General features: G+C 60.3%; 16 protein-coding genes and 1 tRNA gene. 7 read left to right on the top strand and 10 right to left on the bottom strand.

What is annotated here, in order from left to right:
• Position 1: 1 nt before the first annotated feature.
• From A0U93_RS02830 to A0U93_RS16730, 3 genes are read right to left on the bottom strand one after another with little or no spacing between them, the layout of a single operon-like run.
• Positions 2–871 carry a septal ring lytic transglycosylase RlpA family protein gene (locus tag A0U93_RS02830; RefSeq protein ID WP_077806007.1) on the bottom strand — a complete coding sequence of 290 codons (870 nt, stop codon included), beginning with the start codon at positions 869–871 and terminating at the stop codon, positions 2–4.
• On the bottom strand, positions 858–1,826 hold the full coding sequence (locus A0U93_RS02825) for a lytic murein transglycosylase (protein WP_077806006.1): 969 nt from the start codon (positions 1,824–1,826) through the stop codon (positions 858–860). Before A0U93_RS02825 ends, A0U93_RS02830 begins: the two co-directional genes overlap by 14 nt.
• Before the next feature lie 52 nt (positions 1,827–1,878).
• Positions 1,879–2,286: a hypothetical protein gene (locus tag A0U93_RS16730; RefSeq protein WP_245825050.1), complete on the bottom strand. Its 408-nt coding sequence runs from the start codon at positions 2,284–2,286 to the stop codon at positions 1,879–1,881.
• A gap of 254 nt (positions 2,287–2,540) precedes the next feature.
• Between A0U93_RS16730 and A0U93_RS02815 the strand changes: the two genes are divergently transcribed.
• Both A0U93_RS02815 and A0U93_RS02810 read left to right on the top strand, forming a co-directional pair.
• Positions 2,541–3,098, top strand: a complete 558-nt coding sequence (locus tag A0U93_RS02815; protein ID WP_077808282.1) for a DedA family protein — start codon at positions 2,541–2,543, stop codon at positions 3,096–3,098.
• 54 nt (positions 3,099–3,152) lie between these two features.
• Positions 3,153–4,238: an ATP-grasp domain-containing protein gene (locus A0U93_RS02810; protein WP_408887686.1), complete on the top strand. Its 1,086-nt coding sequence runs from the start codon at positions 3,153–3,155 to the stop codon at positions 4,236–4,238.
• A 9-nt stretch (positions 4,239–4,247) separates the two neighbouring features.
• Here the strand turns inward: A0U93_RS02810 and A0U93_RS02805 are convergent, their stop codons facing one another.
• Entirely contained in the window at positions 4,248–4,724 is a 477-nt protein-coding gene (locus A0U93_RS02805; RefSeq protein ID WP_307725016.1) for an MlaD family protein, read from the bottom strand.
• 124 nt (positions 4,725–4,848) lie between these two features.
• Between A0U93_RS02805 and A0U93_RS02800 the strand changes: the two genes are divergently transcribed.
• Together A0U93_RS02800 and A0U93_RS02795 are read left to right on the top strand one after the other, a co-directional pair.
• On the top strand, positions 4,849–5,694 hold the full coding sequence (locus A0U93_RS02800) for an undecaprenyl-diphosphate phosphatase (protein WP_077806005.1): 846 nt from the start codon (positions 4,849–4,851) through the stop codon (positions 5,692–5,694).
• Positions 5,695–5,752: 58 nt separating this feature from the next.
• Positions 5,753–7,318 carry an APC family permease gene (locus A0U93_RS02795; RefSeq protein ID WP_077808279.1) on the top strand — a complete coding sequence of 522 codons (1,566 nt, stop codon included), beginning with the start codon at positions 5,753–5,755 and terminating at the stop codon, positions 7,316–7,318.
• A gap of 12 nt (positions 7,319–7,330) precedes the next feature.
• Here A0U93_RS02795 and A0U93_RS02790 read toward each other — a convergent pair whose 3' ends face one another.
• The gene (locus A0U93_RS02790) at positions 7,331–8,551 is read right to left on the bottom strand and encodes a mechanosensitive ion channel family protein (RefSeq protein WP_077806004.1); all 1,221 of its coding nucleotides are present in this window, start codon (positions 8,549–8,551) and stop codon (positions 7,331–7,333) included.
• Between the two features lie 175 nt (positions 8,552–8,726).
• On the opposite strand from A0U93_RS02790, the gene A0U93_RS02785 reads away from it, so the two are divergent.
• Together A0U93_RS02785 and A0U93_RS02780 are read left to right on the top strand one after the other, a co-directional pair.
• Positions 8,727–8,801 (top strand) — tRNA-Met (locus A0U93_RS02785).
• A 79-nt stretch (positions 8,802–8,880) separates the two neighbouring features.
• Positions 8,881–9,756 (top strand): glycosyltransferase family 2 protein, encoded by an 876-nt coding sequence (locus A0U93_RS02780; protein ID WP_077806003.1) that lies wholly within the window; start codon positions 8,881–8,883, stop codon positions 9,754–9,756.
• 18 nt (positions 9,757–9,774) lie between these two features.
• Here the strand turns inward: A0U93_RS02780 and A0U93_RS02775 are convergent, their stop codons facing one another.
• Positions 9,775–10,206, bottom strand: a complete 432-nt coding sequence (locus tag A0U93_RS02775) for a DUF4167 domain-containing protein (RefSeq protein WP_245825048.1) — start codon at positions 10,204–10,206, stop codon at positions 9,775–9,777.
• A 285-nt stretch (positions 10,207–10,491) separates the two neighbouring features.
• Positions 10,492–11,346 (bottom strand): peptide chain release factor N(5)-glutamine methyltransferase, encoded by an 855-nt coding sequence (prmC, locus tag A0U93_RS02770; protein WP_077806001.1) that lies wholly within the window; start codon positions 11,344–11,346, stop codon positions 10,492–10,494.
• Positions 11,347–11,376: 30 nt separating this feature from the next.
• Between prmC and A0U93_RS02765 the strand changes: the two genes are divergently transcribed.
• A complete protein-coding gene (locus tag A0U93_RS02765; RefSeq protein WP_077808278.1) occupies positions 11,377–11,811 on the top strand; it encodes a hypothetical protein in 435 nt (144 codons plus the stop codon).
• Positions 11,812–11,815: 4 nt separating this feature from the next.
• Here A0U93_RS02765 and prfA read toward each other — a convergent pair whose 3' ends face one another.
• Genes prfA through ispG form a run of 3 tightly spaced genes read right to left on the bottom strand, consistent with a single transcriptional unit; the run spans position 11,816 to position 15,270 of the window.
• On the bottom strand, positions 11,816–12,874 hold the full coding sequence (gene prfA / locus A0U93_RS02760; RefSeq protein ID WP_077806000.1) for a peptide chain release factor 1: 1,059 nt from the start codon (positions 12,872–12,874) through the stop codon (positions 11,816–11,818).
• A gap of 5 nt (positions 12,875–12,879) precedes the next feature.
• Positions 12,880–14,124: a histidine--tRNA ligase gene (hisS, locus tag A0U93_RS02755; RefSeq protein WP_077805999.1), complete on the bottom strand. Its 1,245-nt coding sequence runs from the start codon at positions 14,122–14,124 to the stop codon at positions 12,880–12,882.
• Between the two features lie 3 nt (positions 14,125–14,127).
• On the bottom strand, positions 14,128–15,270 hold the full coding sequence (gene ispG, locus A0U93_RS02750) for a flavodoxin-dependent (E)-4-hydroxy-3-methylbut-2-enyl-diphosphate synthase (RefSeq protein ID WP_077805998.1): 1,143 nt from the start codon (positions 15,268–15,270) through the stop codon (positions 14,128–14,130).
• Positions 15,271–15,327: the final 57 nt, after the last annotated feature.

Raw genomic sequence — 15,327 nt, 5'->3', positions numbered from 1 at the left:
CCTATTCGACCACGATCCGCGCCCCGGCGATGCCACAGCTGCGCGCTTGCGCCAAGGCCTGATCTGCCTGAGCGATTGTTTGATAAGGACCAAGCCGTGCCTGCCAGTTCAGTCCGGGATCATTCCCCGATATCCGGCGCACGTCTCCACCGCACCGACGTGCAACGCCATCAGCGGCGCCGTGGCCGGAGAAGTCGCCCAGCGTCACGTTGTAGGCGACAGGCATCGCGTAACCTTGCGTGTAACGCACTGGCAGCTCCGACAGTCTCAGTCCGCCTGGCGTTGATACGACGCCGGTCTGATGTTCGCCAACGGTCTGCGCAATGCCGCCATCCAGCGACTGCGCTACGACATCGCCCCGCGGCGCGGCAGAGACATCGAGCCTGGGTGCGTCCGGGCTGGCCTGTGCGATCGCCCGGCTTGCCTCCTCGTCGACCGTCAGTTCGATGGGCGCCGGATCGTGGCCGATGCCCAGAACCGCCGCGACTTGCGGCGTGACGGCGAGAATTCGCCCAGCATTGTCCGGGCCGCGTTCGTTGAGACGAATCCGAACGGTTCGCCCGTTGGCCAGATTTCGTACCGATACGATGGCCGGTAACTGTAACGTCTGGTGCGCTCCGGTCATCGAATTTGCCGACCAGACTTCACCGTCTGCCGTCACGTGCGGTGTCTGATTGGCTTCAAGAATCGCCAGGCCGGTTTGGCGAAGCGAGAAAGATTCCGCCGGATAGAACCAGTTGCCGCCCCCCTGCCAGCCGCCACCGATGACGTAATGCGGATGTGCCGGTGGCAGAGGCGGTGCGGCACGATGGCAGGATGCCAGCGCGATGACGCAGAGAAAGCCGCAGGCAGGAAGCTTACGCAACGGCATATCCCAGCAGGCCCACGCCAAGCGCGTAGTAGTCGGATGGATTGTATCGCCGGATGACGTTGAAGTTACGATAGACGATGAACGCCTCCGTTCCCGGACCGTCCGGTCGCAGGAGCGCACCCTCGACCGTCGGCCGGGAGAATGCCCGGCCATCGGCTCGCCTGACGCCCAGCGTGGCCCATTCGCCCAATGTCTTCTGCTGGCCGCGCCCCGTCATCGTCTGCGGAATGTCGCGCGTCAGGGTCACGGGCTGTCCCCATGGCTGATCGGCCTGCCACCCGCAACGGGCGAGATAGTTGGCGATCGACGCGAAAACATCCTGCTCGTTCGTCCAGATATCGCGGCGTCCGTCGCCGTTGCCATCTGCCGCATAGCGGAGATAGGCGCTGGGCATGAATTGCGGTTGACCCATCGCGCCGGCGTAGGAGCCGAGCATGCCCTCCGGGCTGATGTCGCCGGCATTGAGGATTTGCAGGGATTTCAGAAGCTCGCTGCGAAAGAATGCGGCGCGTCGGCCGTCAAAGGCCAGCGTCGCCAGCGAATCGATGACCGAAAACGTGCCGATCTTGCGACCGAAGCCCGATTCGAGGCCCCAGATGCCGACAATAACGCGCGGATCGACACCGTATTGCGCACCAATGCCGTTCAACTGGGCTGCGCGTGCCGTGAAGGCGGCACGTCCCTGTGAAATGCGCGTGGTGCCGATGACACGTGCCCGGTATTGCGCCCAGGTCAGCGTGAATTCCGGCTGATGCCGGTCGAGTTGCAGAACATGGGCATTAGGCTGGCGTGTCAGGGCAAGGGCACGATCCACCACACCGCTGGCGATGCCGTTCCGGATTGCCTCGCTTCTCACCGATTCAAGGAAACCACGATAGTCCTGCGCTGCGTGTGCCCGCCCCGTCATCAGCCCGATAGCGGGAAGCGAGGCGATCAGATGACGACGTTTCAACATATGTTTTTCGAATTCTTCATGTTGGAAATGCGGCCCGCAAATCCTGCGGCGTTCAGACTTTGAGACGACGACCTTCGGCGGCGCCATGCAGGACGAAATGCAGGAACGGGTTGACGAACTCCGCATTGATATCCGGATTGGCGGCCAGATAGGCCGATGTGCTGAAGATTGCGTTGGGATCGCGGCCTTCCTTGTAGCCGACAGTCATGAAATGCTCGGCCGCCGATATCCCTGCCGCCGCGACATCGGGATACCGCTCCAGATACCAGGATGCATCGAAATACAATGCCTCGGCAGGCAGGTTCCTGCTCGCCGCCACCGCCGGTTTCGGCGTGGCCTGACGTTTAGGCCTGGCAGGTGCCTTGGGCGCTGCTGCCGTCGGTTTTGCCGAAGGTTTGGGGGAGCGTGTCTTTGCGGACACAGCGGCGCCTTTGGTGACTTTCGAGGCTGGCTTGGCCAAGTCGTTGTCTTTCCTGCCGGGGGTAATGGACCTCTCAGGCTAGCAATTACGATCGGTCGGCACCAGAGGATTGAACGATGTCGAACATGGCATGTGGCGGGGCGTTTGGTATTTTGACCGTCACGTGGCAAACCGCCTTCCATCATGTTCGACCTTTGCACGTATGGACCGTTCTCAACGGCTCGTTTCTCCGGGGTGCCGCATACCTGGGCCCCCTGCTCTTGAACGCCAACTGGAATGCCCTGTGGCACTTCATGGACTCTTCGTGGGTCGGGGCGGCCTGGTGGGCGAAGGCGCTGGGGATCGTGATCGGCACGTTCATCCTGGAGGATGCCACGACAATTCTTGCCGCGATGGCGGCGGATCAGGGCAAGTTGAGCCCTGCACTCGCTCTGGTCTCGCTTTACGTCGGCGTCGCCGCCGGCGATGTGCTTTTGTACGGCATGGGTGCCCTTGGCGCACGATGGGTTCCGCTGCAGCGATGGCTGACCTTGCCCAAGCGCGATCGCGGGCATGCCTGGTTTTCGAAGCATGTGGTGCGCACGGTCGTCATTAGCCGGTTCATTCCCGGCGCCCGATTGCCGCTCTATACGGCGTGCGGTTATTTCAGGGCGCCGCTCGGGCGGTTTGCGTTGAGCGCCATCTGTGCGACGCTGGTCTGGACGTCGCTCCTGTTCGGTATTTCCATGCATGTCGGCGGCTGGATGTCGGCGCATCTTTCCAGTTGGCGCTGGCTCGGCATGCTGGGTTTCGTTTTCACCTTGTTTTTCGTTGGCCGTCTGGTCGCCCGACTTCAGACATTCAGTGACTGATATTCGATGATGCTTCAGAAAATCGATACGCAAGATGCTCTCGAAGAGCTGACTATGGATGCGCCAATGGCCGAACCGGCTCCGGCGAACCCATTGTCGCTTTTCGAGTTCTGGCCCGGTTCGATTTTCTATACGCCCATCGTGCTATACTGGATTGCCATGGGATTTCGCTACGGTGATTTCAGCGTGCCGAGTGCGGCCAATCCCCGCATTGAAACGGGCGGACTATGTGGCGAGAGCAAGGGCGGCATCCTGGATCTTGCGGGGGCGGAAGCGAAGAAATGGATCGCGCCCTACACGGTCATGACACTGGCTCGCGGAGCACGGTCTGAAGACACGAAGATCGCATTGGCTGCCATGGACGCGGCCGGCTTGCATTTCCCCGTCGTCGTCAAACCCGACATCGGCTGCAACGGGACCGGCGTCAAACTCGTTCGTGACAGGCAGGTCCTGAACGAGGTTCTGGCATCTTTCCCGGATAACATTCGCCTGATGATCCAGAAGCTCGTCGATGCACCGGTCGAGGCTGGACTTTTCTACGTCCGACACCCCGACGAGCCTACAGGGCGGATCACTTCCATTACCTACAAGGAAGTGCCTGTCCTGTATGGCGATGGTTCATCGACTATCGAAATGCTCGTCCGTCGTAACCCCAGAACGAGTTTGCTGCCGGACATCTATCTTCCACGTCTGGCCGACCGTCTTGATGAGGTCCCGGCGGCGGGCGAACCTGTGCAGCTTGTGTTCACCGGCAACCATTGCAAGGGATCGATCTTTCGCAACGGCTGCGCGGATGCCACGCCGGAACTGACGCATCGGCTGGATACGCTGATAAAAGACATTCCGGATTTCTATTTCGGCCGGATCGACGTGAAGGCGGCGTCGATCGGCGAATTGCGGCACGGCAGAGGTTTTTCCATTATCGAGATCAATGGCGTCGGATCGGAGGCGACTCATATCTGGGACAGCCGGACGACGCTTGCCGAAGCCTATCGCACGCAATTCTATCACTATCGACAGACATTCCGGATCGGCGCTGCCAATCGGAAACGCGGCTGGAAAACCTGCGGTGCGCTGACAATGCTCCGATATTGGCGCAAGCAGCGGCGTCTCCTCGCCTCATACCCCTTGAACGACTGAGGCGGGCGTTCAGTCGCCGCCGAGTGCGCCGCCGAAAATGTAGTTGCTGACCTGCTGCTCCAGGGAGACCTGATCCCGCGTATTCTGAATCGTGGAGCCGGACGGGAAAACGGTTTTCGCATGGCCGGGGGCGATCTGGAGCGCGTTATCGGCGGTCAGTGTCGGCGCGCCGATCTGGACGACCGAATCGGTTGGCAGGCGTAAAGTCGGATCGAGCGTGAAGTCGACCGTTGCCATCTGGGTCCTGGCATCAAGGAAGATCCGTTGGACGCTGCCGACCGGAACGCCGGCCATCGTCACGTCCGCGCCAGCGGCAAGCCCATTGGCGGAGACGAAACGTGCATGCATCGGCTCCCCTCCACGCACCGCTCCCTGACGTTGCTGGTTGGCGTAGATGGTGAACAGAACCGCCGCGACGAGCACCAGCCCGCTGCTGACGATCGCGCCACCTCGTGCTTCCGCCACCATGCCATCCTCCTGCTGCAAACTGTCGTTAGCTCTTGGCCTGTCGGCTCTGGCCGGTCAAGCAGGGCTTGCGGGAACACCGTGGCTGGTGCAGGACGACATTACTAAATGCGATGATTTTCAACATCTTTGCGATCGAGTTGCCATGACACCCATTCAGGCCCTGATTCTTGCGATCATTCAGGGTGTTACCGAGCTTTTTCCCGTCAGCAGCCTTGGCCATGCCGTTCTGGTTCCGGCATTGTTGCACTGGCGATTGAACGAGAGCGATCCGCTGTTCCTTCCTTTCCTGACAATGCTGCATTTCGGCACTTTCATTGCCCTGCTGCTCGTTTTTGCCAAGGACTGGATCGCCATTTTTGGAGGGGCAACGGGGCGTTACGGACGGTTTCGTCAGGAGCAGTCCGTCCGCATCCTGCTCTTGCTCATCGTCGCGACAGTACCGCTGGTCGTGGTTGGCGCGGCGCTGGAGCATCCTCTTCGCGCCCTATTCGGATCGCCGATTTTCGTGGCGTTTTTCCTGATACTGAACGGATCGCTGCTCATCGTGACCGAATGGTTGCGCAGCCATAAGGGGCGTCAGCGGCAGCGCTCGATTGCCGACATGTCGATTCGCGATGCCGTCATTATCGGTATCTGGCAGTGCCTCGCGTTCCTCCCCGGAATTTCGCGTTCGGGCGTGACCATGAATGGTGGTCTGTTGCGCGGGCTCGATCACGAAACCTCGGCGCGGTTCTCTTTCCTACTGGCGCAACCAGCCGTGCTGGCCGCGACGGTGCATGAGGCTTTCCAGCTGCGTCACGTCGCGGTGCCCCATGCCGTCATCGTGCAGTCCGCCATCGCCGCTGTCGTGGCCGGCGTGACGGCGCTCATCAGCACGCTGCTGCTGCTGCGCTATTTTCATAACCATGATCGCTGGGCACTGTCGCCGTTTGCCATCTATTGCGTGGCGGCCGGTGTTGTCTCGCTGGTGTCGCTGACCATTCTGTAGGCCGGAAACCGAATTCATTTCGGTTTCCATTCGTCACGCATTGCGGCATGTTAAGAACATGACAAATTCGCGACGTGCGCATTCCTCCAAGGACGGCAGCTTTACCGAAATCCGATCATCTGCCCGTCGCAAGCCGTTGGATCAGATCGTCGCGGAGTTCGAGACGCATGGCCTCAAGCGTTCGCTGACCGCGACGCAACTGGTCCTGCTCGGGGTCGGATCGACGATCGGTGCCGGTATTTACGTCATGACCGGCACGGCCGCTGCGGAATATGCCGGGCCGTCGATCATCATCTCGTTTGTCATCGCCGCCCTCGCCTGCCTTTTCACGGCATTTTCCTACGGCGAGCTTGCATCCTGCATGCCTGTTTCCGGTTCGGCCTATTCCTACGCCTATGTATCCATGGGCGAAGGCGCGGCCTGGACTGTCGGCTGGCTGCTTCTTCTGGAATATGGCATTTCCTGTGCCGCCGTGGCTTCAGGACTTTCCGGCTATGCCACCAGCCTGCTGGATAGCTTCGGATGGCATATCCCCGATTTCCTGCATCAGGCGACCATACAAACCGTTCCGGGTAGTGGCGGAACGGCCGTCACGATCGGCGCAAGGTTTGATCTCGTTGCCGTTATCGCCATTGCCGTCGTCAGCACCTGGCTGGCGAAAGGCGTGCAGGAATCGGCGCGGATCAATGTCATCATTGTCTGTATCAAGGTGGGCGTGCTGTTCGTCTTCGCGGGGTGCGGTCTGCTCGCTCTCCACCCGACGTATTGGCATCCGTTCATCCCTCCATCGCAGGGGGGCTTCCGCTTCGGCGTTCCGGGCATATTTCGAGCGGCTTCGGTGATCTTCTTCGCCTATGTCGGCTTCGAAGCCGTTTCCACCGCGGCATCCGAGGCGCGCAATCCCACGCGTGACGTGCCGATCGGCATTATCGGCAGCCTGCTGATCTGCACGTTGGTCTATATCTGCGTGGCGTCCATATTGATCGGCGTCGTCCCCTACCAGCAGCTCAACGTGGCCGACCCGCTGGCGATCGCCGTACAGGCAATGCACCAGCCCTGGCTGGCGCTTCTGGTCAATATCGGCGCCACAATCGGTCTGTGCTCCGTACTGATGGGACTGCTCTATGGGCAGATCCGTGTTTTCTTCACCATGAGCCGGGACGGTCTGGTTTCGCCGCTTTTCTCCCATGTGAACCCGAAAACCCAGACGCCGGTCAAAGGCACGGTTATTGTTGGTGTCGTCGTCGCCCTTGCGACGGCGACACTGCCAATCGACATCATCAGCGACCTTGTGAGCATCGGCACCGCCACGGCATTCGGGATCGTCTGTTTTACGGTTATCTGGCAACGCAATGCGCATCCGGACATGCCGCGCCCGTTTTCCGTGCCACTCGGCGGTATTGTCGTTCGCGGCATCTGGATCGGCGTCTCGCCGGCACTGGGCATTCTTTTCGCCGTGGTGATGACGCTGCCGTTGTTCGTGGACATGTTCCACGCTCTTGCGGGTGGCAATCCGGTGTCTGCACTGCTGCTCGCGACGTATGCTCTATTTGGCGCCGCGATCTATTACGGGTACAGCCGTCGCAATTCCCATATGGGCAATACTGACCTTTTGCGGTCCTGAGCTGCTGCGGTGTTACGCGCTGCCCTTCGGATCGACGGCCGAGGGCGGCATGGTATCGCCAGGCCCAAGATAGGCACCCGGCGGCGGACGATGGATCGGTGGGGAAATCATATCGGCAGTGGGCCAGGCATCACTGCCCGGCTCCGGCGGAACCATGGCGAAGCGGCTGCGCGGCAATGCCTCCGGGCATTCGGCCTTCATGCGCTCGATGATCTTTTCCCGGATATCGCATCGTAAATCCCAGCTTTGAAGCGCGTTGCGCGCGCTGGCGATAATGCGGATCGTCATGACCTGCGCATTGCAGTCCGCGACCTGACAGTCGAACACCTTGCCGTCCCAGAGGGGACAGGTCTTGATGATCTCCTGCAGAAAACCGCGGATGCGGTCCATCGGTGCCTGATAGTCCAGATACAGGAACACCACGCCGATGATGGCCGCGGAATTGTGCGTCCAATTCTCGAACCTGTTTTCGAGGAAGTAGGAAATCGGCACGATGTGCCGTCGCCAGTCCCATACCCGCAGGACGACGTATGTCGAGGTAATTTCCTCCACCCAGGCCCAGTCACCGTTGATGATGATGAGATCTTCCATGCGGATCGGCTGCGTGATGGCGATCTGCACGCCCGCGATCAGGTTCGTCAGCAGTCCGCGTGCCGACAGGCCCACGATGAGTGATGCCGCCCCGGCGGAAGCGAACAGTGAAACGCCGTATTGCCGCACAGGCTCAAAGGTCATCAGCGCACTTGCGACCGTGACGATGCCGACAAGGATTTCGATGAGGCGTCGAAGCACGCGGATCTGCGTCTGATGCGTGCGGATCATGATGTCGTCGGACTGCTCCCGCGTGGAGATCCGATTCAGATAGGCTTCCGTCATGATACGGAACGCGATGATCGCAGCGTATCCGACCATGAGGATGAACGTGAAGACCAGTATCTTCCGCAGGACGTCGATCGTCTCGTAAGAAAAGCCGGAGGCGGCGGGCAGCGCCGAGAAGACCACGATGATGACCATCATCATGCGGACAGGCTTTCGCATGGCCACGATGATGTTGCGGATGACGACGCCACTCCCCTTGCTGGGGATGCGCAGGATCATCGTGGAGAGCAACTTGCTGAAGTAGAACGTGACGCCGGCGAGCAACGCCAGCATCAGCACGGAAACCACTATCGCCGGCAGCCAGTTGAAATAGGCGCGGAAAATGAAAAGCGAACTGAGGAACTGTTGTTTCACACTGGGTTTCCGTGGTCTCTGAAACGATGATTCAAGAATTGTCGGATCGACTCAGGCCTTATCAAGCACGCCTTGGCGGGAGCCGTCGCCTCGAAAATGTGATTTGAAGAAAGAAGCTTTCGAGTGGTTGACACATTCGGAGTTGGCCTCTAATTCCCTGCCCACCGGCCGCGATGGCGGCGTAGCTCAGCGGTAGAGCAGGGGAATCATAATCCCTTGGTCGGCGGTTCAAATCCGTCCGCCGCTACCATCCGGCCGGTTTCCTCACCTTATCAATAGTGCCATCAAGCCTGTTTTTCGCTCTCGACGCGAGCCAGACTGCATGAGACATGCATCTCATGAAAGCACCGCTTGCAATCGTGACCATGGTCTACAACGAGCCGGAATTTCTCCCGCTCTGGCGTCGCCACTATGCGTCGCAGGTTGGTGAGAAAGCTTGCTATGTCATCGATCACGGCACCGATGATGGTTCGACCGACGATCTGGGCGGCGTCAACCGCCTGTGCATTCCACGATCCCCACAGGATGATGAAACGCGCTCCCGGGCGATAGCCTGCTATTGCGCGGCGCTGCTGCATTGGTACGACGCGATGATCTATGTCGACGTGGATGAACTGCTGGTGGCCGATCCGGCGCTTTATCCGTCGCTGATCGACTTCTCACGCGGATGGTCGGCACCCGTCGTGACGGCAACGGGGCTGGATGTCATCCATGTTCCCGAGCATGAACCGGATATCGACTGGTCTGTTCCCGTCAGTCGTCAGCGCACGCATCTGCGTTTCACCAGTTCCATGTGCAAGCCCGTGCTGATCCGTCGGCCGGTTGATTGGGCGCCTGGCTTTCACAATACGACGAAAGTTCCCCAGCTTGATGCGCCGCTGTTCCTGTTCCATCTGCGGTATGCGGATTTGATGCAGGGCGTGAAAAGGCTGGAGCGCACGCGCCGCCAGCCCTGGATCAGCGAGGATGCCGGCAGGCACCAGCGCATGACGAATGAGGATTGGTCCGGCATGCTGAGAAGCATGGCTGCCCTTCCGGACATTCGTGATATCAGCCTGTCCGCCGATGACCCCACGCTGGCGCTCTGGCGCGCACGCGTTTTGTCCAGCAGTCGGTCACGGATGAATGACCGATACAAGATTGACCTGCACATCAGCGGCGATGCGCTGTGGAAGCTACCACCACGCTTCGCCGGGACGTTCTGATACGCCAGTCGGTGCCGATCAGTCGGCTGAAACCTCCGATATGGCGGGCTGCTGCTCGTCGCCACCTTCGGCGCCTTCGCTCTCTTCATCCTGCGGGCGTCGTTCTTCCTGCTGCTCGGCGTAATGACGCTGACGCTGTTGCTGGCGCTCCTGTCGCTCGATCTGGCTCTGCTGGGCAGCTTGGGCCATGGCGTTCAGGATACGGAAGTAATGTTCGGCGTGCTGGAAATAGGCTTCCGCCAGAATACGGTCACCCGTGCCGGTGGCATCGCGTCCGAGTTGAAGGTATTTCTCGAAAAGCTGCTGCGCGGTGCCGCGAATGCGCAGGTCCGGGCCGTTGCTGTCGAACACATGGTTACGGTTCAGCGGCGTCTGGCCATTGTTGTGGCGCGGCGCTCCTCCGCCCCCGCCTCCGCCCGAACGGTGATGACGGCTTCTCATACGTTTCATGTTCATGGATCTGCGAGACGCTTTCATGTTCGCAACGTGCCATTCCGCCAATCAAAGAGTTGGCCGATGGAAGCGCTGCCGGGAGTGAACGACCCTAGTTTATTATCTTGTCGGCAGGGCGATCAGCCGAGCCTATTTTGCCAAGCGGAAATTCCAATGAAATTTTCCGTGCAGCTTTCTACGGCGTTTGGGGATACATGGGACTAATCATGATCTCGGAAGAGGCCGTTGCATTGGCCATACCAAGATTAACCACACATGCCAACAGCTTTTTACAATCGGCCATCAATCATGTGTGACAGCAAGTGCTCGCTCGATGCCGCCAAGATCGCGGCGGATGTCTCGGATCTGTAGCCCGGCCTCGACTGCCAGTTTCGATACAGACGCCGCCTGCCCTTGCCCGAGTTCGACGATCGCGATGCCATCGGTCGCCAGCAGCTTCGGAAAAGCCGCCATGAGCGCGCGATAGGCTGTCAATCCATCAGCGCCGCCATCCAAGGCTCGTTTAGGCTCGTATTGCGAGACCTCGGGCATGAGGCCCGCAATATCGTCCGTTTCGATATAAGGCGGATTGCTGAGAATGATGTCGAACGTCCCGGCCAGCGCCTGCGCCCAGTCGCCCGTGACGAACGCCGCGCGCGCAGAGAGTCCGTTCCGTTCGGCATTGCGTCTGGCAAGCGCTGCGGCTTCGTTTGACCGGTCGATACCGATGCCGAAAGCTTGCGGATATTCCGAAAGCGCCGCCAGCAACAGACAGCCTGTTCCGGTTCCGAAGTCGAGAATACGTCGTGGTGCCTGTCGCTCCGGTCGAAGACGCAAAAGAGATTCGATAAGGGTTTCCGTATCTCCGCGCGGCACGAGTGTCGCGGGTGACACAAGAAGATCGAGGGTCCAGAATCCGGTTTGCTCGACAATCATCGCAAGCGGTTCCCGCTCCACACGTCGCGTTACCGCCTTTTCGAAGCGACGAAGCTCGTCGTCGTTCATGGCAGTACGTGTCAGCAGGCCTGACAGGTCCATCCCTAGCGACCACGACGCCAACAGGCGGGCTTCACGACGGGCGTCGTCGATGCCGGCACAGGTCAGTGCATGCGACGCCTGAGAAAGCAGGTTTTGCAACGAATGCGATTCTTGGCTCATCAGCTGCTTTTATCGTTTATATCAGACATCATGAAATGGCTTCCTATTCTGCTCCTGCCTGCGCTTGGCATCAGCTCCGCTTTCGCTGGCGAGTTCACCGTGACGGACGATCGTGCGGCGAGCGAGATTTCGGAGACATCGCGGCTCTATATCGATGGCAATCTCGCAGCGACGTTCAGGCTTGGGCCGGACGTTTCGACCCTTACGAAGCGTATTCAGACCCCGCTGGGCCGGCTTAATCACGACTATGCCCTTTGCGGCGAGATCACGATCGTCAACGACGATGGCAAGCGGGAAATCCATCAGGTCAGCAGCGAAGGTATTCTGCACAATCCCGATGGCCGATCGTTCGAAGCCCTTGGTGCCGAGGATTTTACGGACTTTTTCCTGCGCGACCCCAGAGATCCGACAGCCGTCGAACATCATCCGGGGCATACGAGTGTCTGCGCCGCTCCGATCACCTGAGCCGTTACAGCCCTTCGGCAGCCAGCAATGCAGTCTGCTCTTCCTGCGCCAAAGCATCGACGATCTCGTCGAATTCACCGGCCATGACCCGATCAATCTTGTGAAGCGTCAGGTTGATACGATGATCCGTCACCCGTCCCTGCGGGAAATTGTAGGTACGGATGCGTTCGGATCGATCGCCCGTGCCGACCTGTGATTTGCGGTCCGCTGCGCGTGTCGCGTGCGCCTGGGCACGTTCGCGCTCGTAAAGTCTTGCACGCAGGATCTTCATCGCCTTGGCACGGTTCTTGTGCTGGCTCTTCTCCTCCTGCATCGCCACCACGAGACCTGTCGGCAGATGGGTGATGCGCACGGCGCTCTCGGTCTTGTTGACGTGCTGGCCGCCCGCGCCGGAAGCCCGATAGACGTCGATCCGCAAATCGCCCTCATCGATGGCAACGTCGACTTCCTCGGCTTCCGGCAGGACCGCGACCGTGACGGTGGAGGTATGAATGCGACCCTGGCTTTCCGTCGCGGGCACGCGCTGCACACGATGCACGCCGGACTCATATTTCAGGCGGGCAAAGACCGAACGGCCGGAAATGGTTGCCATGCCCTCACGCAGGCCCGCGAGGTCGCTCTGCGCATATTCCATGACCTCGAAGCGCCATCCGTTCAGATCGGAAAAGCGCTTGTAGGCTGCGAAAAGTTCGGCGGCGAACAAGGCGGCCTCGTCGCCACCAGCCGCGGGACGAATCTCCAGAATGGCGCTTCGTTCGTCTGCCGCGTCACGCGGGAGGAGCGCCAGTCGGACACGTTGTTGCAGATCGGGCAAGCGGAGCGCGATCTCATCGAGTTCCATTTGCGCCAGATCGCGCATTTCGGGATCAGCGAGCAGTGCGCGTGCATTGGCTTCATCACGCTCAGCAGCCCGGCAGGCCTCGATTGCCGCGACAATCGGCTCCAGCTCCGCGAATTCACGCGATGCCTGAATGAACTCATCGCCGCCTGCCCCGCTCGACATCAGCGCCTGAAGTTCTTCGTATCGCGCGACGATCCGTTCGAACCGTTCGTCCAATGCCACGACGTTCAGGCCTTCTCGGACACAATGCGGACCAGATCGGCGATGGCGACTTCTCGCTGCGCCCGTAATGCCAGATCGCGCACCTGCACGCTGCCGCGCGCAAGCTCCTCGTCGCCCAGCAATATGGCGTGAGACGCGCCGGACTTCACGACACGTTCCATTCTCTTTTTCACGGAACCGCGCGTTTCGAGTTCCGCACGAAAGCCGGCTTCGCGGAGGCTTTGCACGGCCTGCACCGCCGCGTTCATGGTGTCCCCACCCATTGAGATGACGGCGATGCCAGCCGGGCGCTCCGGCGGTGCTTCGAGAAGCAGGGCCAGACGTTCGATACCCCCCGCCCAGCCGATGGCCGGCGTCGGCGGTCCGCCCATCTCGGCAACCAGCCCATCATAACGCCCGCCCGCCAGGACGGTACCCTGTGCGCCGAGCTTGTCGGTGGTAAATTCGAAAGCGGTGTGGCTGTAGTAGTCCAGGCCGCGGACAATGCGTGGATTTTCCACGAACGGTATGCCGAAACTGTCCAGCCCCCGGCGAAGACCATCCCAGAAGCGCCTGGATTCATCGTTGAGATAGGACGCGAACGCCGGGGCGTCATCCAGCAGCGCCCGATCCTGTGCCGATTTACTGTCGAGGATGCGCAGCGGATTTACTTCGAGCCGCTCACGACTTTCATTCGACAGATCGTCGACGTGACGACGGAAGTAGTCGATCAATGCCGTGCGCCAGGCAGACCGGCTTTCGTTATCGCCGAGCGTATTGATCTCAAGCTGAATGGCTGGTTCCAGTCCCAGAGCGCGGAGGATCGCATGCCCCATCGCGATCGTCTCGGCGTCGAGCAGCGGGTCCGAAACGCCGATCAGTTCCGCGCCAATCTGGTGGAACTGCCGGTAACGGCCTTTCTGCGGCCGCTCATAACGGAACATCGGGCCGTTGTAGAACACCTTCTGCGGCAGGTTCTGCGTTAGCCCGTTGGTCACCAGGGCTCGGCAGATGGCCGCCGTGCCCTCCGGACGCAATGTCAGGCTTTCGCCGGCCCGATCCGGGAAAGTATACATTTCCTTCGTCACGACATCGGATGTGTCACCCAATGTCCGCGAGAAGACCCGCGTGTCTTCGAAGATAGGCGTGGACCATTCTTCATAGCCGTAGGTCGCCGTGATGCGCCTTGCCGTGTCGATCACGTGGGCATGGCGGCGCGCCGTTTCTCCGATAAGATCGTGCGTGCCGCGAGCCGGTTGAAGCTGACTCATACGTTAGCCGACCGGATCCATCTGTTTCGCCGTGGTGTTGTCCACCTTCCCGGCCTCGATTGCGGCCACGCGGTTCTCGACCAGTTCAACGATATGCTCGATCATATCGCGCCCTTCCGTCGTATGGTCCTGCTTGCCCGCCGAATAGACCATGTGCCGCCCGGAACCGCCGCCGGTAACGCCCAGATCCGTCATCAATGCTTCACCCGGCCCGTTGACCACGCATCCGATGATCGACAGAGTCAGCGGTGTCTTGATGTGCTGCAGACGGTCTTCCAGCGTCTGCACGGTCTCGACCACGTTGAAGCCCTGACGTGCGCAGGACGGGCAGGAAATGATCTTGACGCCACGGTGACGCAACCCGAGCGATTTGAGGATGTCCCAGCCGACCAGAACCTCCTCTTCCGGCGCTGCCGAGAGCGAAACACGCATCGTATCGCCGACGCCAGCCCAAAGCAGGTTGCCCAGGCCGATCGACGATTTGACGGTGCCGGCGCGCTTCGATCCGGCTTCCGTGATGCCGATATGCAGCGGATGGTCGCAGCAATCGGCCAGTTGCTGATAGGCGGCAACGGCCATGAAGACATCCGATGCCTTCACGCTGATCTTGAACTCGTGGAAGTCGTGATCCTGAAGGATCTTGGCGTGCTCCAATGCGCTTTCCACCAGCGCTTCGGGGTTCGGCTCACCATATTTTTCCAGCAGGTGCTTTTCCAGCGAGCCGGCGTTCACGCCGATACGGATCGAGCAGTTGTAGTCGCGCGCGGCGTTGACCACTTCGCGAACACGCTCCGCGCTGCCGATGTTGCCGGGATTGATCCGCAGGCAGGCCGCGCCGGCCTTCGCCGCTTCGATCGCCCGCTTATAATGGAAATGAATGTCGGCCACGATCGGCACATTCACTTCATGCACGATCTCCGCCAGTGCCGCCGTGCTGGCTTCGTCCGGGCAGGATACACGCACGATATCCACGCCTGCCAGCTCGGCACGACGGATTTGCTCGATGGTCGCCTGGGCATCCGATGTCAGCGTGTTGGTCATCGTCTGCACGGAAATTGGGGCATCGCCGCCGACCGCAACCTTGCCGACATGGATCTGGCGCGATTTCCGGCGCTCGATATGCTGATAAGGGCGATAGCTGCTCATGTGATCTGTCCTTCCAGACGAACGGTCCAGTCCATAAGACCAGAGCGGGATAAGCTG

The organism is Neoasaia chiangmaiensis, assembly GCF_002005465.1.
Classification (GTDB): Bacteria; Pseudomonadota; Alphaproteobacteria; order Acetobacterales; family Acetobacteraceae; genus Neoasaia; species Neoasaia chiangmaiensis.
This window is presented reverse-complemented; position numbering and strand designations above follow the sequence as displayed.

Excerpts from the sequence above, each read along its gene's own strand:
- A0U93_RS02830 (WP_077806007.1), bottom strand. The coding sequence starts at position 871 with ATGCCGTTGCGTAAGCTTCCTGCCTGCGGCTTTCTCTGCGTCATCGCG.
- A0U93_RS02825 (WP_077806006.1), bottom strand. The coding sequence starts at position 1,826 with ATGTTGAAACGTCGTCATCTGATCGCCTCGCTTCCCGCTATCGGGCTG.
- A0U93_RS02815 (WP_077808282.1), top strand. The coding sequence starts at position 2,541 with ATGGACTCTTCGTGGGTCGGGGCGGCCTGGTGGGCGAAGGCGCTGGGG.
- A0U93_RS02810 (WP_408887686.1), top strand. The coding sequence starts at position 3,153 with ATGGATGCGCCAATGGCCGAACCGGCTCCGGCGAACCCATTGTCGCTT.
- A0U93_RS02800 (WP_077806005.1), top strand. The coding sequence starts at position 4,849 with ATGACACCCATTCAGGCCCTGATTCTTGCGATCATTCAGGGTGTTACC.
- A0U93_RS02795 (WP_077808279.1), top strand. The coding sequence starts at position 5,753 with ATGACAAATTCGCGACGTGCGCATTCCTCCAAGGACGGCAGCTTTACC.
- A0U93_RS02780 (WP_077806003.1), top strand. The coding sequence starts at position 8,881 with ATGCATCTCATGAAAGCACCGCTTGCAATCGTGACCATGGTCTACAAC.
- A0U93_RS02775 (WP_245825048.1), bottom strand. The coding sequence starts at position 10,206 with ATGAAACGTATGAGAAGCCGTCATCACCGTTCGGGCGGAGGCGGGGGC.
- prmC (WP_077806001.1), bottom strand. The coding sequence starts at position 11,346 with ATGAGCCAAGAATCGCATTCGTTGCAAAACCTGCTTTCTCAGGCGTCG.
- A0U93_RS02765 (WP_077808278.1), top strand. The coding sequence starts at position 11,377 with ATGAAATGGCTTCCTATTCTGCTCCTGCCTGCGCTTGGCATCAGCTCC.
- hisS (WP_077805999.1), bottom strand. The coding sequence starts at position 14,124 with ATGAGTCAGCTTCAACCGGCTCGCGGCACGCACGATCTTATCGGAGAA.
- ispG (WP_077805998.1), bottom strand. The coding sequence starts at position 15,270 with ATGAGCAGCTATCGCCCTTATCAGCATATCGAGCGCCGGAAATCGCGC.